At 64.5% G+C, this 20,487-nt stretch carries 18 protein-coding genes; 12 read left to right on the top strand and 6 right to left on the bottom strand.

Annotated features, from left to right (window positions below; genetic code table 11):
* A partial coding sequence (locus B3873_RS21230) for an IspD/TarI family cytidylyltransferase (RefSeq protein WP_286868880.1) occupies positions 1–597 on the bottom strand: 597 nt, incomplete at its 3' end.
* A 197-nt stretch (positions 598–794) separates the two neighbouring features.
* On the opposite strand from B3873_RS21230, the gene mfd reads away from it, so the two are divergent.
* The 12 genes from mfd (at position 795) to B3873_RS21170 (ending at position 16,843) form a co-directional block, all read left to right on the top strand.
* Positions 795–4,232: a transcription-repair coupling factor gene (gene mfd / locus B3873_RS21225; protein ID WP_286868878.1), complete on the top strand. Its 3,438-nt coding sequence runs from the start codon at positions 795–797 to the stop codon at positions 4,230–4,232.
* A gap of 40 nt (positions 4,233–4,272) precedes the next feature.
* Positions 4,273–5,157: a phosphoserine phosphatase SerB gene (gene serB / locus B3873_RS21220; protein WP_286868876.1), complete on the top strand. Its 885-nt coding sequence runs from the start codon at positions 4,273–4,275 to the stop codon at positions 5,155–5,157.
* Between the two features lie 37 nt (positions 5,158–5,194).
* Positions 5,195–5,557 (top strand): DUF4870 family protein, encoded by a 363-nt coding sequence (locus tag B3873_RS21215; RefSeq protein ID WP_034337781.1) that lies wholly within the window; start codon positions 5,195–5,197, stop codon positions 5,555–5,557.
* A gap of 257 nt (positions 5,558–5,814) precedes the next feature.
* Positions 5,815–7,440: a methyl-accepting chemotaxis protein gene (locus B3873_RS21210; RefSeq protein WP_286868874.1), complete on the top strand. Its 1,626-nt coding sequence runs from the start codon at positions 5,815–5,817 to the stop codon at positions 7,438–7,440.
* Positions 7,441–7,469: 29 nt separating this feature from the next.
* Positions 7,470–7,937, top strand: a complete 468-nt coding sequence (locus B3873_RS21205) for a chemotaxis protein CheW (RefSeq protein ID WP_286868872.1) — start codon at positions 7,470–7,472, stop codon at positions 7,935–7,937.
* Complete coding sequence (locus B3873_RS21200; RefSeq protein WP_209535397.1) at positions 7,934–9,214, top strand: CheR family methyltransferase; 1,281 nt, start codon at positions 7,934–7,936, stop codon at positions 9,212–9,214. Before B3873_RS21205 ends, B3873_RS21200 begins: the two co-directional genes overlap by 4 nt.
* Positions 9,207–9,878, top strand: a complete 672-nt coding sequence (locus B3873_RS21195; RefSeq protein ID WP_286868870.1) for a chemotaxis protein CheW — start codon at positions 9,207–9,209, stop codon at positions 9,876–9,878. The genes B3873_RS21200 and B3873_RS21195 overlap by 8 nt, the downstream gene beginning before the upstream one ends.
* The gene (locus tag B3873_RS21190; protein WP_286868868.1) at positions 9,875–12,187 is read left to right on the top strand and encodes a hybrid sensor histidine kinase/response regulator; all 2,313 of its coding nucleotides are present in this window, start codon (positions 9,875–9,877) and stop codon (positions 12,185–12,187) included. The genes B3873_RS21195 and B3873_RS21190 overlap by 4 nt, the downstream gene beginning before the upstream one ends.
* Positions 12,184–13,206: a chemotaxis response regulator protein-glutamate methylesterase gene (locus B3873_RS21185; RefSeq protein ID WP_286868867.1), complete on the top strand. Its 1,023-nt coding sequence runs from the start codon at positions 12,184–12,186 to the stop codon at positions 13,204–13,206. The genes B3873_RS21190 and B3873_RS21185 overlap by 4 nt, the downstream gene beginning before the upstream one ends.
* 25 nt (positions 13,207–13,231) lie before the next feature.
* Complete coding sequence (locus tag B3873_RS21180; protein ID WP_286868865.1) at positions 13,232–14,260, top strand: GGDEF domain-containing response regulator; 1,029 nt, start codon at positions 13,232–13,234, stop codon at positions 14,258–14,260.
* Between the two features lie 75 nt (positions 14,261–14,335).
* Positions 14,336–14,791 carry a MaoC family dehydratase gene (locus B3873_RS21175; RefSeq protein ID WP_286868863.1) on the top strand — a complete coding sequence of 152 codons (456 nt, stop codon included), beginning with the start codon at positions 14,336–14,338 and terminating at the stop codon, positions 14,789–14,791.
* Positions 14,792–15,004: 213 nt separating this feature from the next.
* Positions 15,005–16,843, top strand: coding sequence for a sensor domain-containing diguanylate cyclase (locus tag B3873_RS21170; protein ID WP_209535408.1), 1,839 nt, complete (start codon positions 15,005–15,007; stop codon positions 16,841–16,843).
* Positions 16,844–16,890: 47 nt separating this feature from the next.
* Here B3873_RS21170 and B3873_RS21165 read toward each other — a convergent pair whose 3' ends face one another.
* From B3873_RS21165 to B3873_RS21145, 5 genes are all read right to left on the bottom strand, one after another.
* Positions 16,891–17,583, bottom strand: a complete 693-nt coding sequence (locus B3873_RS21165) for a glutathione binding-like protein (protein WP_039785271.1) — start codon at positions 17,581–17,583, stop codon at positions 16,891–16,893.
* An 82-nt stretch (positions 17,584–17,665) separates the two neighbouring features.
* Positions 17,666–18,823: a pyridoxal phosphate-dependent aminotransferase gene (locus tag B3873_RS21160; protein WP_286868859.1), complete on the bottom strand. Its 1,158-nt coding sequence runs from the start codon at positions 18,821–18,823 to the stop codon at positions 17,666–17,668.
* 63 nt (positions 18,824–18,886) lie between these two features.
* Positions 18,887–19,408: a putative toxin-antitoxin system toxin component, PIN family gene (locus tag B3873_RS21155; RefSeq protein ID WP_286868856.1), complete on the bottom strand. Its 522-nt coding sequence runs from the start codon at positions 19,406–19,408 to the stop codon at positions 18,887–18,889.
* An 11-nt stretch (positions 19,409–19,419) separates the two neighbouring features.
* Entirely contained in the window at positions 19,420–19,704 is a 285-nt protein-coding gene (locus B3873_RS21150; RefSeq protein ID WP_039785276.1) for a hypothetical protein, read from the bottom strand.
* Positions 19,705–19,932: 228 nt separating this feature from the next.
* A partial coding sequence (locus B3873_RS21145; RefSeq protein WP_286868854.1) for a methyl-accepting chemotaxis protein occupies positions 19,933–20,487 on the bottom strand: 555 nt, incomplete at its 5' end.

Here is a 20,487-nt window from a genome sequence, read left to right as displayed (position 1 = left end):
CAGGCGGCCTTGTTCTTGCGCCTGGTGCAAGGCGCGCTGCAGCAGGGCATAGGGAAACATCTGCGGGGTCTGTGCCGCCCACAGGCCGGCGCGCGGCACGGTCTCCTGCGAGCGGGCAGGGGCGCCGCCATCGCCGCGCTTCAAGGTGTCGACGACCGGCACGGCCAGCAAGCCACCGATTTCGTCGTCTGCCAGGGCATCCAGCAGGCGATCCAGCAGCGGCGCGTCCAAACCGGGGCGGGCGGCATCATGAACCAGTACCCGGTCGGCATCGGCCACCCGGTCACGGATGGCGTTGAGGGCATTGAAGACGCTGTCCTGGCGCGTCGGCCCGCCTACCCGCAGAATGCTCACGCGTTGCAACAAATCTGGCGTCATCAGGGAGTCAATCCAGCCATCCTCGGCACTGACCACCACGAAGGTATGCGCGATGCGTGCATGGACCGCGAAGGTCTGCAGCGCGTGCAGCAGCATGGGCAGGCCTGCCAGCGGCATATATTGCTTGGGGATCTGGCCGCCCATGCGTGCGCCCACGCCTGCGGCGGGAATGAGCGCAAAGTGGCGGGGCGGGGAAGAAGCGGACTGCGAAGGGTTCATGCCATGCACCTGGCCCGACGCCCGCCTGGCGGCGGCTTGCGATGGGGCCTTCGTTTATAATGAGAGGCTGAATTCTAATGCCAATCCCTTGCAAGCGACCGGCATTTTGCGGCGCTGCCAGCATGGCCACCGCGGCCGGGCCTGCGCCGTTGCCTTGCTCGAATCAAGTCCAAACCAAGCCGATCCTCCCGATCCTGATGTCTTTTGACCCGAAAAAAAGCCTGCCCAAAGCAGGTGTGCGTTTCCAGCCTCCCGCCGTGCACGGTTCTGCCGATGCCTATCTGCTGGCCCAAGCCGCGCTGGCCCTCAAGGCCGAAGGCCGCATGCTGGCCGTGGTGGTGGCCGGGGCCACCGATGCCCAGCGCCTGCTGGCTGAAATCCCCTGGTTCCAGCCCAAGGAAGGCGAGCGCCTGCGTTGCCACCTGCTGCCGGACTGGGAAACGCTGCCCTATGACGCCTTCTCGCCGCACCAGGACCTGGTCTCCGAACGCCTGGCCACGCTCTATGAAGTGCAGTCCGGCCAGTGCGACCTGCTGATCGTGCCGGCCACCACAGCCTTGCTGCGCATGGCGCCGCCGCAGTTCCTGGCGGCCTATACCTTCTTCTTCAAGCAGGGCGAAAAACTCGACGAGGGCAAGCTCAAGTCCCAGCTCACCCTGGCCGGTTACACCCACGTGGGCCAGGTGATGTCGCCGGGTGAATATTCGGTGCGCGGCGGCCTGATCGACATTTTCCCCATGGGCTCGGTGCTGCCGTATCGCCTGGATCTGTTCGGCGACACCATCGAGACCATCCGCACCTTCGACGCCGATACCCAGCGCTCGCTCTATCCGGTGCCCGAAGTCCGCCTGCTGCCGGGCCGCGAATTCCCCATGGACGAGGCCTCGCGCCTGGCCTTCCGCAATCGCTGGCGTGAAGTGTTCGAGGGCGATCCGTCGCGCTCGGCCATCTACAAGGACATCGGCAACGGCATCGCCTCGGCGGGCATCGAATACTACCTGCCGCTGTTCTTCGAAGAGACGGCCACGCTGTTCCAGTACCTGCCGGCCAATGCCATGTTCGCCACCGTCGGCGACATCGAACAAGCCATCAAGCGCTTCTGGAGCGATACCCGCTCGCGTTGGACCTTCCTTCACGCCGACCGCGAGCGCCCGGTGCTGGAGCCGCGCGTCATCTACCTGGACGATGAAGATTTCTTCACCCTGCTGAAACCCCACGCCCGCTGGGTGCTCAAGACCGATGATGCGCCTTCGGCCATCTCGGCGCCGTTGCCCAACATCGCCGTGAACCGCCGCGCGGAAGACCCGCTGGTCAACCTGCGCAGCTTCCTGCTCAAGGGGGCCGAGCGCGTGCTGATCTGTGCCGAAAGCAATGGCCGGCGTGAAACCCTGCAGCAGTACTTTGCAGAATACGACCTGCATCCGGCGCTGTGCGATGACTGGAACGATTTCCTCTCCAGTAATGAGCCGCTGATGCTGGGCGTGGCCCCGCTGCACGCCGGCTTCGTCACCGCCGGCGGCCTGGCGCTGATCACCGAGACCGAGCTGTACGCCGGTAGCGGCCGCCGCGTCGGCAGCCGCAAGCAGCAGGCTGCCACCGATGTGGAATACATGGTGCGCGACCTGTCGGAGTTGAAGATCGGCGACCCGGTGGTCCACAGCAGCCACGGCATCGGCCGCTACATGGGCCTGGTCAGCATGGACCTGGGGGAGGGCGAGACCGAGTTCCTGCATCTGGAATACGCCAAGGAGACCAAGCTCTACGTCCCGGTGTCGCAACTGCACGTGATCTCGCGCTACTCCGGCGCCTCGCCGGAAGATGCACCGCTGCACGCACTGGGCTCGGGCCAGTGGGAAAAGGCCAAGCGCAAGGCCGCCCAGCAGGTGCGCGATACGGCCGCCGAACTGCTGAACCTGTACGCCCGCCGCGCGCTGCGCCAGGGCCATGCCTTCCAGTATTCGGCACATGACTATGAAGCCTTCGCCGACAGTTTCGGTTTTGAGGAAACGGCCGACCAGGCCGCCGCCATCAATGCCGTCATCAAGGACATGACCGGCGGCAAGCCGATGGACCGCCTCATCTGCGGCGACGTCGGCTTCGGCAAGACCGAAGTGGCCTTGCGCGCCGCCTTCGTGGCGGTGATGGGCGGCAAGCAGGTCGCCATCCTGGCCCCGACCACGCTGCTGGCCGAACAGCATGCCGCCACCTTCGCCGACCGTTTCGCCAACTGGCCGGTCAAGATTGCCGAACTGTCGCGCTTCCGCACCGGCAAGGAAGTCACGCAAGCCATCAAGGGCCTGGGCGATGGCACCATCGATATCGTCATCGGTACTCACAAGCTGCTGTCCGATGAAGTGAAGTTCTCGCGCCTGGGCCTGGTCATCATCGATGAAGAACACCGGTTTGGTGTACGCCAGAAGGAAGCCCTGAAATCGCTGCGCGCCGAGGTGGATGTGCTGACGCTGACCGCCACGCCGATCCCGCGTACGCTGGGCATGGCGCTGGAAGGCCTGCGCGATTTCTCGGTGATCGCCACCGCGCCGCAGAAGCGCCTGGCCATCAAGACCTTCGTGCGCGCCGAACAGGAATCGACCATCCGCGAAGCCTGCCTGCGCGAGTTGAAACGCGGTGGCCAGGTCTACTTCCTGCACAATGAAGTGGAAACCATCGCTAACCGCAAGGCCGCGCTGGAACAGCTCTTGCCGGAAGCGCGCATCGGTATCGCGCACGGGCAAATGCACGAACGCGACCTGGAAAAGGTGATGCGCGACTTCGTGGCGCAGCGCTTCAACATCCTGCTCTGTACCACCATCATCGAGACCGGCATTGACGTGCCGACTGCCAACACCATCATCATGCATCGCGCCGACAAGTTCGGCCTGGCGCAGCTGCACCAGTTGCGCGGCCGCGTCGGCCGTTCGCACCACCAGGCCTATGCCTACCTGCTGGTGCAGGATGTGCAGGGCTTGTCCAAGCAGGCGCAACGCCGGCTTGAAGCGATCCAGCAGATGGAGGAACTGGGCAGCGGCTTCTATCTCGCCATGCATGACCTGGAAATCCGCGGTGCAGGCGAAGTGCTGGGAGATCACCAGTCGGGCGAGATCCACGAGATCGGTTTCCAGATGTATTCGGACATGTTGAACGAAGCCGTGCGTGCCCTGAAGGATGGACGAGAACCGGACCTGGCCGCGCCGCTGTCGACCACCACCGAGATCAACCTGCATGCGCCTGCGCTGCTGCCCAATGACTTCTGCGGCGACGTGCATGAACGCCTGTCGCTCTACAAGCGCTTCGCCAACTGCGAGAAGGCCGATGCCATCGACGCCTTGCAGGAAGAACTGATCGACCGCTTCGGCAAGCTGCCCGATGCGGCCAAGGCCCTGATCGAAACGCACCGCCTGCGCATTGCGGCCAAGCCGCTGGGCATCATCAAGATCGATGCCCATTCCGAAGCGGCGCTGCTGCAGTTCGTTCCCAATCCGCCGATCGACGCCATGCGCATCATCGAGCTGGTGCAGAAGAATCGCCAGGTCAAGCTCAATGGCCCCGACAAGCTGCGCATCACGGCCAACATGCCGGACCTGAATGCCCGCGTGCAGCAGGTCAAGGCGACCATGAAGGCACTCACCGGTTGAGTGCTCTTCTGGCCACGCTACAACGAATCCCATCGCACCCATGAATCAACAGAACAACATGAACCTGATCCTGCAAGCCCCCAAGCAACACGCCGTGCCGTCTTCCGCCATCGAGTCCATCGCTGCCCTGGCCGGTGGCCGCGCCGAGCGCATTGCAGATGACCGCGTACCGGATGCCGATGCCTGGCGTGTGGCGGGCGTGAGCCAGAGCGATGCGCTCAAGGCCAGCATCGATGCGGCTTGCCTGCAGACGCGCCTGGACTATGCCTTCATCGAAGAGGGCCGCAAATTGTCCGATTTCCGCCTGGTGGCCATGGACATGGATTCCACCCTGATCACCATCGAATGCATCGACGAAATCGCCGACATGCAGGGGTTGAAACCGCAGGTGGCCGAGATCACCGAAGCGGCCATGCGCGGCGAGATCGAGTTCAACGAAAGCCTGACCCGCCGTGTGGCATTGCTCAAGGGGCTGGATGCGGGTGCGCTGCAGCGTGTCTACGATGAGCGCCTGCAATTGTCGTTGGGCGCGGAAAACATGCTCAAGGCAGTGCAGGCCGCCGGCCTCAAGACGCTGCTGGTCTCAGGCGGATTCACCTTCTTCACCGACCGCATGAAGGCACGCCTGAACCTGGACTACACCCACGCCAACACGCTGGAAGTGGCCGAGGGCAAGCTCACCGGCAAGGTGGTCGGCGGTATCGTCAATGCCGACGAGAAGCGTGCAACGGTGGAGCGCATCTGCCGCGAGATCGGTGCCGAACCAAGCCAGGCCATCGTCATGGGCGATGGCGCCAATGACCTGCGCATGATGGGCATCTCGGGCCTGTCGGTGGCCTTCCGCGCCAAGCCGGTGGTGCGTGCCCAGGCCAGCGTGGGCTTGAATTTTGTGGGCTTGGACGGCATCTTGAACCTGCTGGCCTGACGTCGGGGCCGGCTTCCCCCTCATTTCAGGAGACGCGATGAACCAGGAACTGGTATTCGACCCACAGACCCAGACCGGCCGTGACCTGGTCTGGTGGCTCTACCTGGCGCATGCTGCCTGCCTGGTGTTTTCGCTGGGCATGCTGTCGTGGCTGCCCCTGATCGTCAATTACCTCAAGCGCGGCGACGTGCGCGATACCTTCCTTTACACCCACCATCGCTGGCAGATCCGCTCCTTCTGGTGGTACCTGTTCTGGCTGTTCGCCGGCGGCGTGCTGTGGGCGACGGTGATCGGAATCCCGGTGGCGATTCTGGTGTTCTCGCTGGCCTGGATCTGGAAAGCCTACCGCCTCATCAAGGGCTTCCTCGACCTGCAGGACAACAAGCCCATGCCGGTGTGATCCCGCCCATCGGCTGACGCACTCAAACGGCACCTGCGGGTGCCGTTTTTATTTCCTTCAGGCAAAGAATCATTACGCAAGGGATAATAGTGATATTGAAAGATTTCAATGATAATCTCGAAGTATTACTAGGCCGCACTAATCCACAACCGATCGCACTAGATGGCCCGGGTTAGCCACAGGCGAACTTTCGTTCATGCGCACCTCACGAAGGCGCGCCAGGGCGGGGTGCTCATTCCAAAGGGGGAAAACTGCGCATGAAGAACTGGACGATCAAGCAACGCATCCTCGGGAGCTTCGGGCTCATCCTGCTGCTGATGGCACTGATGGCCGGGATTTCGGCGGTCAACCTTGGCCACATCGAGAAGGGGGCGACGGCGCTGCGCGACGACTCCACCCCCGGTCTCTACTACAGCACCCAGATCAACGCTGCGTGGTACGAAAACCTGCTGATGACCCAGCAGATCATTCAGATCGATGCCAATGATGCCGAGCGCCAGGCTGACCTGGCACTGCTGCGCCGCAACGCCGAGCGCCTCGACCGCTTGCAGGAAGATTACGACAAGACCATCTTCAGCGATGCTGACCGCAAGCTCTTCGAGCAATTCAAGGAGACGCGGCAGAAATACCGTGCCGTCGTCAGCGAGGTGCTGAAGATGGACTTCAGCCAGCGCGCCCCGATCGACAAGATCGTCAACGAGCAGATTCGTCCGCAATGGCGTACCGGCTATCAACTGACGCAGCGCATGGTCGAGACCAACAAGGGCATCGCCGACGACGCCGCCCAGCGCATCGGCGATGCCGTCAACTCGGCCCAGTTCACCCTGATGAGCGCGCTGATGGCAGCGCTGCTGGTGGCGCTGGTGTGCGGCTTCTTCCTGATGCGCGCCATCAACGAGCCGCTGCAGAAGCTCATGGGCCTGCTCGACATCATGCGCTCGGGCGATTTCTCGCGCCGCGTGGAGCTGGACCGCAAGGATGAGTTTGGCGTGCTGGGCAACGGCTTCGACCGCATGACCGATGAGCTGACCGCGCTGGTTTCGCAGGCGCAGAAGTCCTCGGCACGCGTGGCGACGTCGGTCACCGAGATCGCCGCCACGGCCCGCCAGCAACAGGCCACCGCCGCCGAAACGGCGGCCACCACCACCGAGATCGGCGCGACCTCGCGCGAGATTCACGCAACCTCGCGTGACCTGGTGCGCACCATGAATGAAGTGTCGGTGGTCTCGGAACAGACTTCGGCGCTGGCCGGCAGCGGCCAGGCGGGCTTGACCCGCATGGGCGACACCATGCAGAACGTGATGGATGCGGCCGGTTCGGTCAGCGCCAAGCTGGCCATCCTCAACGAGAAGGCGGGCAACATCAACCAGGTCGTCACCACCATCACCAAGGTGGCCGACCAGACCAACCTGCTGTCGCTGAACGCCGCCATCGAGGCCGAGAAGGCCGGCGAGCATGGCCGCGGCTTCTCGGTGGTGGCCACCGAAATCCGCCGCCTGGCCGACCAGACTGCCGTGGCGACCTACGACATCGAAGTCATGGTCAAGGAAATCCAGTCGGCCGTGGCAGCCGGCGTCATGGGCATGGACAAGTTCTCCGACCAGGTACGCCGCGGCATGCAGGATGTGCAGACCGCCGGCAGCCAGTTGTCGCAGATCATTGCCCAGGTGCAGGCACTCGCACCGCGCTTCCAGATCGTCAACGAAGGCATGCAGGCCCAGGCCAGCAGCGCCGAGCAGATCAACCAGGCGCTGGTGCAGCTCTCCGAAGCGGCCCAGCAGACCGTGGAGTCGCTGCAGCAATCGAGCCAGGCCATCGACGAACTGAACGTGGTCTCCAACGAATTGCGCAATGGCGTCTCGCGCTTCAAGGTGACGGACTGAGCGCCGCACCGGTCCCGCCCAGCGTGCTCATGAGCCAGTCCCTGCATCTGCTGTTTTCCCTGGGGGAAGAGCGCTACGCCTTGCCCACCGCCGAGGTGGCGATGGTATTGCCGCTTTCCCCCTGCAAATCGCTGCCCGGCGCACCCGCATGGGTAGCCGGGCTGCTGCCGCATGGCAGCGGCCACGTGCCGGTGATCGACCTGTCCATGCTGGCGCTCGGTCATCCCGCTCCGGCGCGCGTGAGTACGCGCCTGGTGCTGGTGCATTACCGCCACGCGCAGGCGCTGCCGGTGCTGCTGGGCCTGATCCTGCCGCAGGCCACCGACACGCTGCGCCTCGATCCGGCCCACTTCACGCCGGCCGCCGTCCGCAATGAGGGGGCTCCCTACCTCTGGCCTGTCATGCCATATCAGGGCGGACTGCTGCAGCGGGTGGAAGTGGGCGACCTGCTGGACCCGGCTACGCGCGCCTTGCTCTACCCGGAGGTGCCGGCATGAAGAGCCTGCCGCTGATCGCCGACAAGCTCAAGGCCGTCATGGGCCTGGACATGGCCACCGTTGGCAGCAGCCTCATCGAACGGGTGGTGCGCGAGCGTATGGCGGCGCTGGGCATCGCGGACGATGGCCACTATCTGGCACGGCTGCAGGGGTCGGCCGCCGAGTTGCAGGCCCTGATCGAACTGGCCGTGGTACCGGAGACCTGGTTCTTCCGCGACCGTGAAGCCATTTTCGCCGTGGCACGGCTCGCGCGGGAGCGGCTGCTTTCGCAGCCCGATGTGCCGGTGCGTATTCTGAGCCTGCCATGCTCCACTGGCGAAGAACCGTATTCGGTCGCCATGGCCCTGCTGGAGGCGGGCGTCATGCCGTCGCAGTTCGTCATCGACGCTTACGATATTCGTACCCGCTCGCTGGAGATCGCGGCGGCCGGTGTCTATGGCCGCAATTCCTTCCGGGGACAGGCCCTGGGTTTCCGGGATCGCCATTTCATGACGGTGGAGCAGGGCTGGCAACTGGAGGAAGCGATCCGGCGCCAGGTGCGCTTTGCGCCCGGCAATCTGCTGGCACCGGATTTGCTGCGGCAGGCTGCGCCTTACGATTTCATCTTTTGTCGCAACGTGCTGATCTACTTCGAGCGCGAGGTGCAGCGCCAGGTGGTGAGCCTGCTGGAAAGCCTCATGAAACCGGATGCCGTGATCTTCGTCGGCCCCGCCGAAGGCGGACTGATGCTCAGCCCGCGTCTGGAGTCGGCCGGCATTGCACTGGCCTTCGGTTTCCGCAAGCGCGTGGCGGTGGAGAAACCGGCCTGGCGCGAGACGGTATTGGCAGCAGCGCAGCCGCTGTTGGCTGCGCCTGTTCCGGCACGCCGGGCGCGTCCGGCCGCGTCGGCGTTGGCCGCTGACTCAGGAATCAACGCTTTCGCTGCGCCCGTGCCAGCACCGCTGTCAGCAAGCAGCCAGCCCTTGCTGCAGCGTGCTCGTTTGCTGGCCGATGCAGGACAGTTCGCGCAAGCAGCTGCCTTGTGCGAACAAGCCATCGACGAGCTGGGACCGAGCGCCGAGGCTTTTTATCTGCAGGGTCTGATCCACGATGCCGGCGGTGATGCCGGGCAGGCCCAGCGTTGCTACCGCAAGGTGCTGTATCTGGCACCGCAGCACCAGGCGGCTTTGCTGCAACTGGCCGCCCTGCTGCAGGCGCAAGGTGATACCGCCGGAGCCGAGCGCCTGCGCCAGCGCGCCAGCCGTGTGACGACGACCGAGGAGCCGCATCATGGCTGAGCCGACGCTGACCCCGCCGCGCGCCACGCTGGAGGATTGCTGGAACCGCATCGGGACCAAGGGCGATGGCAGCTGTCCCGAACTGGCGCATCACATCCGCTGCCTGAATTGCCCGACGTTCGCGCGTGCCGCCATGCAGCAGCTAGATCGTGTGCAGGCGTCCGACGAGGTAGCGCAGGAGTGGGCACGCGCGGGTGTGGCTGCGGAGGAAGTGCAGGAAGATCGCGCCGTGCTGGCCTCGGCCCTGGTGGTGCGCATTGCCGGCGAGTGGCTCGCGATTGCCACGTCCGTGGTGCAGGAAGTGGCCGAGACCCGGCCCCTGCACAGCCTGCCTCACCAGCGCAACACCGCCATTGCGGGCGTTGTGAACATTCGTGGCAGCCTGCGCATCTGCGTCTCGCTGGCCCGGGTGTTCCAGCTGCCCGATGACACGCCGGCCCCGCATCTGCTGGTGGCGGCGCATGAAGGGCAGATCCTGGTGTTTCCGGTGGAAGAGGTGGCCGGGGTTCATCGCTATGCAGATGAAAGCCTGGCCGCGGTACCGACCACACTGGCCCAGGCGGCCATCCAGTACACGCGCGGCATGGTGGAGTGGCGCGGCCGTCCCATCGGCCTGCTCGACCACGAATTGCTGTTCTACGTACTCAACCGGAGCATGACATGAGTACGCCCGATCTGAGCCAGATGTCCATGCTGGACCTGTTCCGCTTCGAGGCGGAAAGCCAGATTGCCCAGCTCAATACCAGCCTGCTGGCGCTGGAGCAGCAACCGACGGCGGCCGAGCATCTGGAGGCCTGCATGCGTGCCGGCCATTCGCTCAAGGGCGCCGCCCGCATCGTCGGCCTGGAAACCGCCGTCAAGGTAGCCCACGTGCTGGAGGACTGCTTCGTCCTGGCGCAGCAGGGCAAGCTGCGGCTGGAGAAAAAACATATCGATGTGCTGCTGCGCGGGGCCGATCTGCTGGGACGGATCGCCTCGCCACCGGACGGCGACGAAACCTGGGTCGACCACGCCGGCAGCGCCGAGGTACAGGCTTTCCTGCAAGCCTTGCCGGCCGTGATTAGTGGTGCGGATGCCGATCCCTGGCCCGCGCCCTCGGCCGCACTGCAGGAGGCCTTCGCCGCCGAGGCGGCCCCGCAGCCACCAGCGCCGGCACCGTCGGCCCTAGTGACGGAGCCGCCACAATCCGGAGCAAGCGCGCCCATCGTCAACCAGACCGCTGCCGCGCGCGCCGTGCGCGTCAGTGCGGACAGCCTGGACCGGCTCCTGAGCCTGACCGGCGAATCGCTGGTGGAATCGCGCCGCCTGAAACCCTTCTCGGCCAGCATGCTGCGCATGAAGCGCGTGCAGCGCGAGGCCGTGCAGGCACTGGACCTGCTGCAACAGAAGCTGGCCGCCAGCCAGCTCGACGAATTCGCCCAGACTACGCTGGCCGAATTGCGCGCGCTGATGCAAACCAACCAGCAACTGCTGGGTGAACAATTGATTGCGCTGGATGCCTTCGACCGGCGTTCGGTCAATCTCTCGCAACAACTGTATGACGAGGCGCTGGCCTGCCGCATGCGGCCCTTTGCCGATGGCACCGCCGGCTTTGCGCGCATGGTGCGCGACGTCGGCAATGCGCTGGGCAAATCGGTGCGGCTGGACATCAGCGGCACCGCCACCCAGATCGACCGCGATATTCTTGAAAAGCTGGAAGCACCGCTCGGCCACCTGCTGCGCAACGCGGTGGACCACGGCATTGAGGACGGCAGCACGCGCCGTGCGGCCGGCAAGCCGGAGCAGGGTGTGGTGCGGCTGGAGGCAAGGCACAGTGCGGGCATGCTGTTGATCGAGGTGGCCGATGATGGTGCCGGCATCGACCTGGACGCATTGCGCCGCACGGTGGTGGCGCGCGGCCTGGCGACCCAGGAGATTGCCGAGCGCCTGTCGGACGCCGAATTGCTGGACTTTCTGCTCTTGCCCAGCTTCAGCCTGCGCGAGACCGTCACCGAGATTTCCGGACGCGGGGTCGGCCTGGACGTGGTGGCGGACATGCTCAAGCAGGTCCGCGGAACGATCCGTATCACCACGCGGCCGGGGCAGGGCAGCCGCTTCCTGCTGCAGTTGCCGCTGACGCTGTCGGTGATTCGCAGCCTGCTGGTGGAGATCGCCGGTGAACCTTATGCGTTTCCGCTGGCCTACGTAAATCGGACCTTGCGTTTGCCGGCCGAGGCCCTGCAGACCCTCGAAGGCTACCAGCACTTCAGCCACGGTGGCCGTCAGGTTGGCCTGGTCAGTGCGCACCAGGTGCTGCAACGTGGCCAGTGGCGCGTCCGAGACGGCAGTGTCTGCGTGGTGGTGATCGGCGAGGAGGAACACAGCTACGGCATCGCGGTCGATGCCTTCCTGGGCGAGCGCATGCTGGTGGTGCAACCGCTGGATGCACGCTTGGGCAAGATTCCCGACATCCTGGCCGGTGCGCTGATGGAAGATGGCGCGCCCTTGCTGATTCTGGACGTGGCCGACTTGCTGCGCACGGTGGAAAAGCTCACCGCCTCGGGACGGCTGCAGACGGTCGACGCGGATCCTGCCGGTGCGGCGGCCGTGGCGGTGCGCAAGAAAGTACTGGTGGTGGACGATTCACTCACCGTGCGCGAACTGGAACGCAAGCTGCTGACCAACCGGGGCTATCAGGTCACGGTGGCAGTGGATGGCATGGATGGCTGGAATGCCGTGCGTGCCGAGCATTTCGACCTGGTCATCACCGATATCGACATGCCGCGCATGGATGGCATCGAGCTGGTCACCCTGATACGCGGCGCGCCGCAATTGCAGGCGCTGCCGGTGATGATCGTGTCGTACAAGGACCGTGAAGAGGATCGGCAGCGTGGCCTGGCAGCCGGGGCCGATCATTATTTCACCAAGAGCAGTTTCCATGATGAAAGCCTGTTGCAGGCCGTCATGGATTTGATTGGAGAGGCGACAACGTGAAGATCGGCATTGTCAACGACACCCCCATGATGGTGGAAGTGCTGCGCCGGGTGATTGCCGAGAGTGGCCGCCACGAATTGATCTGGATCGCCCGCGATGGCGAACAGGCGGTGCAGATGTGCGCCTGGCAGTTGCCCGATGTGGTGCTGATGGACCTGCTCATGCCCAAGATGGATGGCGTGGAAGCCACCCGCCGCATCATGCAGGACTCCCCGTGCCCGATCCTGGTGGTGACCTCCGACATGGATACCGGTGCTGCCAAGATCTATGAAGCCATGGGCTATGGCGCGCTCGATGCCACCCAGACCCCGGCGCTCATCGGCGCGGCCGGCAAGCGCGATGCGGCGGCGTTGATCGAGAAGATCGACCAGCTCGGCTTGCTCAGTCCGGACGACATGGCCGCCCCGGTGCGCCTGCCGCTGCGTCCGCTGGCCCCGAATCTCCAGGGCGACCTGGCTCCGCTGGTGGCCATCGGGGCGTCGGCCGGCGGACCGGCCGCGCTGTCGGCCCTGCTCAAGCAGGTACCGCGTGAATTCCCCGGCAGCATCGTGATCGTGCAGCACATCGATGCCGCCTTCGCGCCCGGCATGGCGCAGTGGCTGCAGCAGCAGTCGGTGCTGCGCGTGCGCCTGGCGGTCGAAGGCGATCTGCCGCGCCGTGGTGAAGTCCTGCTGGCGGGCAGCAATCATCATCTCGTCTTCAAGGAGGGCAGCCGTCTCGCGTATGTCGAGGGCGCGCCCACGGATGTCTACCGGCCCTCGGTGGACGCGTTTTTCCATAGCATCGTGCGCCATTGGGATGGCAAGGCCACCGGCGTGCTGCTGACCGGCATGGGCCGCGATGGCGCAGCGGGCCTGAAGGCCCTGCGCGACAACGGCTATCACACCCTGGCGCAGGATCAGAAGAGCTGCGCCGTCTACGGCATGCCCAAGGCCGCCGTAGCGCTCAACGCCGCCGTCGATGTGCTGCCGGTCAGTGCCATGGCGGCACGGCTGCAGGCGCTGCTGGCCGGGGTGTGACGCAACTGAAATGAAGGAAAGCATGATGAGTTCGGTGCAAGCAACCGACACCCCGGGTGGCGGCCCCGTATTGCCCGCCGACGACTACAAGATCATGGTGTTGCTGGTGGATGACCAGGCCATGGTCGGCGAGGCGATCCGCCGCGCCCTGGCCAAGGAAGAGAACATCGACTTCCATTTCTGCACCCGTGCCGATGAAGCCCTGGCCGTGGCCGAGAAGACCCGTCCCACGGTGATCCTGCAGGACCTGGTCATGCCGGGCGTGGATGGCATGACCCTGGTGCGCCAGTACCGTGCCAGCGCGGTGCTGGCCAATGTGCCGATTATCGTGCTGTCCTCGCGCGACGATGCCGAAATCAAGCGCGATGCCTTCGCCGGCGGTGCCAACGATTACATGGTCAAGTTGCCCGATGTGATCGAACTGGTGGCGCGGCTGCGCTATCACTCGCGCTCCTACATCAACCTGCTGCAGCGCGATGCGGCCTACCGCGCGCTGCGCGAGAGCCAGCAGCAGCTGCAGAAGAGCAATTTCGAGCTGCAGCGCCTGACCAATACCGATGGCCTGACCGGCATCGCCAACCGCCGCTATTTCGACGACTACCTGGGCGCTGAATGGCGCCGCGCCCGGCGTGACGGACTGCACCTGTCACTGCTGCTGATCGACGTCGATTTCTTCAAGCTGTACAACGACAACTATGGTCACGTCGCCGGCGATGCGGTACTGCGCCGGGTCGCGCAAACGCTCGATGAAAGCATCCAGCGTCCGGCCGACCTGTCGGCCCGTTTCGGCGGCGAGGAATTTGCCATGATCCTGCCCCGCACCCCGCTGGAAGGGGCCCAGGCCCTGGGCCAGAAGTTGTGCCAGCTGATCGAGGCGAACCAAGTCCCGCATGAGCGCTCCAAGGTCAGTGCCTGGCTGACCGTGAGCATCGGTGCGGCCACCATGGTGCCGACACCGGAGCAGGACATCCGCGAACTGATCGAGATGGCTGACCGCCGTCTCTACCTGGCCAAGCAGCAGGGCCGCAACCGGGTGGTCTGGCAGGATGGCTGAACGGACAAGACAAAAAAGGCAGCGCGCATCGCCTGCGCGCCGGCCACACGATAACGACAAGGGAAGGAAACCAGCATGCGCAACATCGCCAGCCTGGAAGAACTGAAATCGCTGGCAGGCCAGGAAGTGGCCACCAGCGAATGGATTGCCGTCACCCAAGAACAGGTGGACCGCTTTGCGGAGGCCACCGGCGACCATCAATGGATCCACGTCGACCCTGAACGTGCGGCCCGCGAGCTGCCCTACGGCGGCACGGTGGCGCACGGATTCCTGACACTGGCGCTGCTGCCGCGCCTGCTGTCGGAATCCATCAGCCTGGGGCCGGATGTACGCATGCTGCTCAATTACGGCTTGAATCGCGTACGCTTCCCGGCACCCCTGCCGGTGGGCCGAAAAGTGCGCGGCATCATCCGCCTGGAATCCACCGAGGACATCCCCGGTGGCGTGCAGCTGGCCTGGCTCATTACCGTGGAATGTGAAGGGTCCGACAAGCCCGTTTGCGTGGCGGAATTCCTGGTGCGCCGTTACTAGGCGAATCGCTCCACCTGACTGCGCGCAGTCCTGCGCGCATCCTCGCAGAAGCTCATGCATAGTGTGGCCTGATGGCATCGTCCTTGCCTGCCAGCACGGTTATTCGTGCGGGGCTGGATGAGAAACTGCCACGCATTGTCATAAGGTGCTAATGTCCATCCATACAGCGGCGCATCCGGTGTCGCCGCTGCGTCCTTGCCGATCCTGTTTCTCATGATGTCAGAACGCCCGCCCGTACAGGTTGACGCCGATGCCGAGTTCTACCGGAAGGCGCTCGCCTTCAACAACCTGACGCTGTCCTACATTGCCCGCGGTGCGCCGCTGGAGCAATTGCTGGACCGCATCGCCAGCGGTTTTTCGGGCAGCTATCCGCAACGTGCGCTGGCCATCTTCCTGTTCGATCCCCAGGCCCGCCGCCTGCAAGTAGGTGCCGCGCCGCGCGTGGCGCCGGCTTTCCTGGCCGAGCTGACGGCGCTGGCGGTGGACGATCCCGACACCCCGCAGTTCTGGCATGCCCTGACGGCCCTGGCGGCACGCCACGAACGCTCCCTGCTGGAAATGCTGCCGCTGCGTTCCTTCGCCGGCGAGGTCGCCGGCATCCTGACCATCTGCGCCGCCAACGATGCGCCGGGCGACGCCTCCCATCTGGAGCAGGCGTACCGCGACACCGTGGGTGCGGCCGTATCGATGGCCATGCTGGCGATCGAGCGCTCCCTGGTGCCGGTCCATGCGCGGGTCAAGAGCGATCCGCCCGGCGAGGCCGACGAGCGCATGGCGCTGGCCATCGAGGGCAGCGGTACCGGCATCTGGGACCGCAATGCCGTCACCGGCGAGATGTATTATTCGCGCGGCTGGAAAGCCATCCTGGGCTACGAGGACTGGGAGCTTTCCAGCCATCTGCAGGATGCCTACCAGCGCATTCACCCGGATGACCTGCCTTATGTGCAGGAGACCATTCGCCAGCATTTCGCCTCACGTTCCGATACTTACCAGGTCGAGCACCGCATCCGCTGCCGCGATGGCAGCTACAAATGGATCAGCAGCCGCGGCAAGGTGGTGGCACGCGATGCCGAGGGCAATGCGCTGCGCATGATCGGCACCACCACCGACATCACCGAGGTGCGGCGACTGACCGAGAAACTGGCCAAGAGCAGCCGCATGCTCGATTACCTGACCAGTGAAATTCCCGGCATGGTGTTCCAGTTCCGCGTGCCCCCGGGCGAGCGGGGTTACTTTACCTACGTCAGCGAAGGCGCGCGCGAAACCTACGGGCTCACCCCCCAGCAGTTGCTGGAAACACCCGTCATCATCGATACCGTCATTCATCCTGAAGACATGCCGCTCTATGAAGCGGCGCGTCAGGCGGTGCTGGCCGGTGCTTCGCACTGGATGCTGGAGTTCCGCGTGATCACCCCCGGCAACGGCGTGCGCTGGCTGCGCGGCCAGGCGCGGCCGCGCCGGCTGGAGGATGGCACGACGCTGTGGCATGGCTTCATCAGCGACATCAGTGAAAGCAAGGCCTTCGAACTGGAACTGCAGGAATTCGCCCTCACGGATTACCTCACCCAGCTGCCCAACCGCCGTTTCTTCATGCAACGCCTGCAGGACGAGTACAACCGCCTCCAGCGCGGCGTGCTCGACACGGCCGCGGTACTGATGTGCGACCTGGATCATTTCAAGCGCATCAACGACAGTCTCGGTCACGCCGTCGGCGACCAGGTCCTGAAGCATTTTGCGCAAGTACTCAGGAGCCAGCTGCGCAAGACCGACACCGCCGGACGGCTGGGGGGAGAGGAGTTCGCGGTGATCCTGGCCGGCGCCAATCTGCATGCTGCGGCCGAATTCGCCATGCGCCTGCAGGCCAGCTTTGCCAGCCAGCCCATGCTGCATGAGGGCAGGGAAGTGGAGGTGACGCTGTCGATCGGCATCGCCCTCATGCAGGGCGATTGCGCCGGCCAGGAGCAGGTCCTGCGTGCCAGCGACGATGCCCTTTATCGCGCCAAGGAAAAAGGGCGCAACCGTTTCGAGTTTGCGCCCTTTGCCTGTCCCTGATGCGGTTGCCGCAGGCGGGCCGGATAGCCGCCCGCGGCAATGTACGATCAGCGTTTCTCGTACTGGCTTTTTCCGAACAGCAATTCCTTGGCCTTGTCATCGTGCAGCGGCTTGCGCTTGTCGGCCAGCACGGTCACGCCGCGCTGCACCGCCGGACGTGCGCTGATGGCATCGAACCAGCGCTGGACGTTGGGGAAGTCCGCCAGATCGATGCCCTGGTTCTTGTGCGAACGGGTCCACGGGAAGCAGGCGATATCGGCGATGGTGTAGTTCTCGCCAGCCAGGTAGGCATGCTGGCCGAGCTGCTTGTCCATCACCTGGTACAGGCGGCGCGCTTCGTTGCTGTAGCGGTTCACGGCGTATTCGATCTGCTCCGGCGCATACAGGCGGAAGTGGTGCGCCTGGCCCAGCATCGGCCCCAGGCCACCCATCTGGAACATCACCCATTGCAGCACTTCATACTTCTCGCGCACGGTCTCGCCGAGGAAGCGCCCGGTTTTGCCAGCCAGGTAGATCAGGATGGCGCCGGACTCGAACAGCGAGATCGGCGCACCGTCCGGACCATCGGGATCGACGATGGCGGGGATCTTGTTGTTGGGTGAAATCTTCAGGAATTCGGGCGTGAACTGGTCACCGGCACCGATATCGATGGCATGCGCGGTGTAGGGCAGTCCACATTCTTCCAGCATGATGTGAACCTTGTGGCCGTTGGGCGTGGCCCAGCTGTAGACGTCGATCATGGCGTTCCTTTTTTGCGTGTCGTGTTGAGGGGGGAGGTCACGTTACGGAAAATATCTGTACAAAATCTGTGCGGCGGCCGTCTTACAACTTGGCCAGCCGGTCCAGCGCGAGTCGCAGCGTCTCGTCCTTCTTGGCGAAGCAGAAGCGCACGATGCCCGATTCCTTGGGCGTGTTGTAGAAGGCCGACACCGGGATGGCGGCCACGCCGATCTCGCTGGTGAGCCACTTGCAGAAGTCGCCTTCGGACTGGTCCGAGATGGCGTCGTACTTCACGCACTGGAAATAGGTGCCTTGCGAGGGCAGCAATTCGAACCGGGTGTTGGCCAGTCCTGTGCGGAAAAGGTCACGCTTCCTCTGGTAAAACGCCGGCAAATCCAGGTACGGTGCAGGGTTCTTCATATACTCGGCCAAGCCATACTGCACCGGCGTGTTGACGGTAAAGACGTTGAACTGGTGCACCTTGCGGAATTCGGCGGTCAGCGCAGCGGGGGCTGCCACATAGCCGACTTTCCAGCCGGTGACGTGATAGGTCTTGCCGAAGCTGGAATTGATGAAGCTGCGCTCGGCCAACTCCGGATGGCGCGCCAGCGATTCATGTGGCTGGCCATCGAAGACCATGTGCTCATAGACTTCGTCGGAGAGGATCAGGATATCGGTGCCGCGCACGATGTCCGCCAGCGCGGCCACGTCGGATGCGCGCATGACGCTGCCGGTCGGGTTATGCGGGGTGTTGACCATGATCATGCGGGTCTTGGGCGTGACCGCTGCGCGGACCTTGTCCCAAGGGATGCTGTAACCCGCGGCGCCCACTTCCATCTGCACGAACACCGGTACGCCACCGGCCAGCTCGATGGCCGGCACGTAGCAGTCATAGACCGGCTCGATCACGATCACTTCGTCACCCGGATGCACCGCGCACAGCACCGAGGTCAGGATGCCCTGGGTGGCACCGGCCGTGACGGTGATCTCGGAGACCGGATCATAGCGATGGCCGTAGAGCCGCTCCACCTTGTCGGCAATGGCTTCGCGCAGCGGCAGCACGCCGGCCATGGGCGGGTACTGGTTCAGGCCGTCCTGCATGGCGCGGGTGACCGCATCCACCAGGGCCGGGTCGCAATGGAAATCGGGGAAGCCCTGTCCCAGGTTGACCGCGCCTTTTTCGCTGGCCAATGCAGACATGACGGTGAAGATGGTAGTGCCCACCTTGGGCAGCTTGGTGACGATGTTGGGGGTGCTCATTGCAGCGGGCTCGTTCTTGTGATGATCGCAAGCCCGCTATTCTAGCCGCATTCGCGGCGGCCTTCAGATGGCCGCATCAAGGAAGGCATCGGCGCGCCAGAGCTGGGGCGGCACGATGGCAAACAGGCCGCGCTTGACGGTGCGCTTGCCGAGCTTCAGGACCGCCTTGTCCTTGCTCACCAGCACGTGGGCCTGGCATTGCAGCGCCAGTTCGAGGAATTTCTGGTCGTCGCGATCGGTGCAGACGGGCAAGCCGAACGTATTGACCTGGGCCAGCGGCAGACACCGCAGCAGGCGGTCGAATTCAGCGCAGATCGCGGGTTTGGTCTCGGGGGTGACCGGCAGATGCGGATAATCCAGTACGGCCAGCCACTCGCTGCGGCAATCCTCGCGGGTGTAAGCCTCTACGCTCCCTTGTTCCAGCGCGGCCTGCAGCGCCGCCCAGCGTGGATCGCGGAAGACGAACAGGTCCAGGCAGACATTGGTGTCCAGCACCACCCGCTGACGGCCGGCGGGGACGTCAGCGGGTGTGCCGGAGGGAAAGGACGGTGCAGGGGAGAGAGAAGGTGTTGCCTGGATGCTCATTGAATTGAAAACTAGTTGTCGATGCCACGTTGTCCGGGTAGCGGCGCTTCCTGCTTGCCGAAGAGCTCGCCACCGACTTCGAGCGCATCATACCCCTGATCGGTGACGCGCCAGAAATTGTGCATGTCCACCGCCGCCAGTCCGCGGTCATAGAGCAGTCGCAGGTGATGCAGGATCACCTCCGGGGCCACCTGGCCGGGCAAGGCACTCTGGATCTTTTCCACGTCGCCGTAGAGGGTGCCGAAGGATGCCAGTTGCTTCAGGATTTCGCCCATGAGGGCTTTGTCGCGTTTCATGATGTCCTCCTTGCCGATGGCCGGCGGGATCAGGCGGGCAGCCTGTGCAATTCGTCTTGCTCGTTCACCATGGACAGCGAAATGCCGGCAAAGTGCCGACAGACTGCCCCTGCAAGAGCACCAGTTGACTGCAACAGTGCGCTCCTGACAGCTTGCATGCTGCCAGTCTTGTTGATTAACGGCAAGTCCGCTGTCCAACTTGAACAGTTGCCCATCCCCGGGCCGGCTTCAGAATTGTTCCCAGTCCCCCTCGTCCGCAGACGGGGCCTTGGCCGCCTTGCCGGCTTTGGGTGCAGGGGCGGCCGGCAGTGCTGGTGCCGTTGCAGTGGCGCGGACGGCCGGCTTGGGTTGCGGCCGGGGCTGCGGTTTGGGCGACAGTGCGGCAGACCGCGCAGCCACCGGGGCCGCCTGCGCAGCGGCATGGGCGCGCTCCAGCTTGAATACGCTCACCAGTTCCGACAGCCTGCCCGCCTGGTCCTGCAGCGAGCCGGCCGCTGCGGCGGCCTGTTCCACCAGCGCGGCGTTCTGCTGGGTCACCTCATCCATCTGGGTGATGGCCAGGTTGACCTGCTCGATGCCATTGCTTTGCTCGGAACTGGCGGCGGTGATCTCGCTGACGATGTCGGTGACGCGGCGCACGCTGGCGACCACTTCGGTCATGGTGCTGCCGGCTTGCTCCACCAGGCGGCTGCCGGTATCGACCTTGGCCACGGAATCATCGATGAGGGTCTTGATCTCCTTGGCGGCCGCCGCCGAGCGCTGCGCCAGCGAGCGCACTTCGGA

The organism is Herbaspirillum sp. UBA812 (assembly GCF_002296545.1).
GTDB classification, from domain to species: domain Bacteria; phylum Pseudomonadota; class Gammaproteobacteria; order Burkholderiales; family Burkholderiaceae_D; genus Herbaspirillum; species Herbaspirillum huttiense.
Note: the sequence above shows the minus strand (reverse complement) of the source record. Positions and strands in the feature narration are given on the sequence as shown.

What these genes read in the sequence shown, in the direction of transcription:
- B3873_RS21200 (WP_209535397.1), top strand. Translation starts at nt 7,934, where the DNA reads ATGAAGAGCCTGCCGCTGATCGCCGACAAGCTCAAGGCCGTCATGGGC.
- mfd (WP_286868878.1), top strand. Translation starts at nt 795, where the DNA reads ATGTCTTTTGACCCGAAAAAAAGCCTGCCCAAAGCAGGTGTGCGTTTC.
- B3873_RS21155 (WP_286868856.1), bottom strand. Translation starts at nt 19,408, where the DNA reads ATGAGCATCCAGGCAACACCTTCTCTCTCCCCTGCACCGTCCTTTCCC.
- B3873_RS21175 (WP_286868863.1), top strand. Translation starts at nt 14,336, where the DNA reads ATGCGCAACATCGCCAGCCTGGAAGAACTGAAATCGCTGGCAGGCCAG.
- B3873_RS21190 (WP_286868868.1), top strand. Translation starts at nt 9,875, where the DNA reads ATGAGTACGCCCGATCTGAGCCAGATGTCCATGCTGGACCTGTTCCGC.
- B3873_RS21210 (WP_286868874.1), top strand. Translation starts at nt 5,815, where the DNA reads ATGAAGAACTGGACGATCAAGCAACGCATCCTCGGGAGCTTCGGGCTC.
- B3873_RS21215 (WP_034337781.1), top strand. Translation starts at nt 5,195, where the DNA reads ATGAACCAGGAACTGGTATTCGACCCACAGACCCAGACCGGCCGTGAC.
- B3873_RS21150 (WP_039785276.1), bottom strand. Translation starts at nt 19,704, where the DNA reads ATGAAACGCGACAAAGCCCTCATGGGCGAAATCCTGAAGCAACTGGCA.
- B3873_RS21170 (WP_209535408.1), top strand. Translation starts at nt 15,005, where the DNA reads ATGATGTCAGAACGCCCGCCCGTACAGGTTGACGCCGATGCCGAGTTC.
- serB (WP_286868876.1), top strand. Translation starts at nt 4,273, where the DNA reads ATGAATCAACAGAACAACATGAACCTGATCCTGCAAGCCCCCAAGCAA.
- B3873_RS21195 (WP_286868870.1), top strand. Translation starts at nt 9,207, where the DNA reads ATGGCTGAGCCGACGCTGACCCCGCCGCGCGCCACGCTGGAGGATTGC.
- B3873_RS21165 (WP_039785271.1), bottom strand. Translation starts at nt 17,583, where the DNA reads ATGATCGACGTCTACAGCTGGGCCACGCCCAACGGCCACAAGGTTCAC.
- B3873_RS21180 (WP_286868865.1), top strand. Translation starts at nt 13,232, where the DNA reads ATGAGTTCGGTGCAAGCAACCGACACCCCGGGTGGCGGCCCCGTATTG.
- B3873_RS21160 (WP_286868859.1), bottom strand. Translation starts at nt 18,823, where the DNA reads ATGAGCACCCCCAACATCGTCACCAAGCTGCCCAAGGTGGGCACTACC.
- B3873_RS21205 (WP_286868872.1), top strand. Translation starts at nt 7,470, where the DNA reads ATGAGCCAGTCCCTGCATCTGCTGTTTTCCCTGGGGGAAGAGCGCTAC.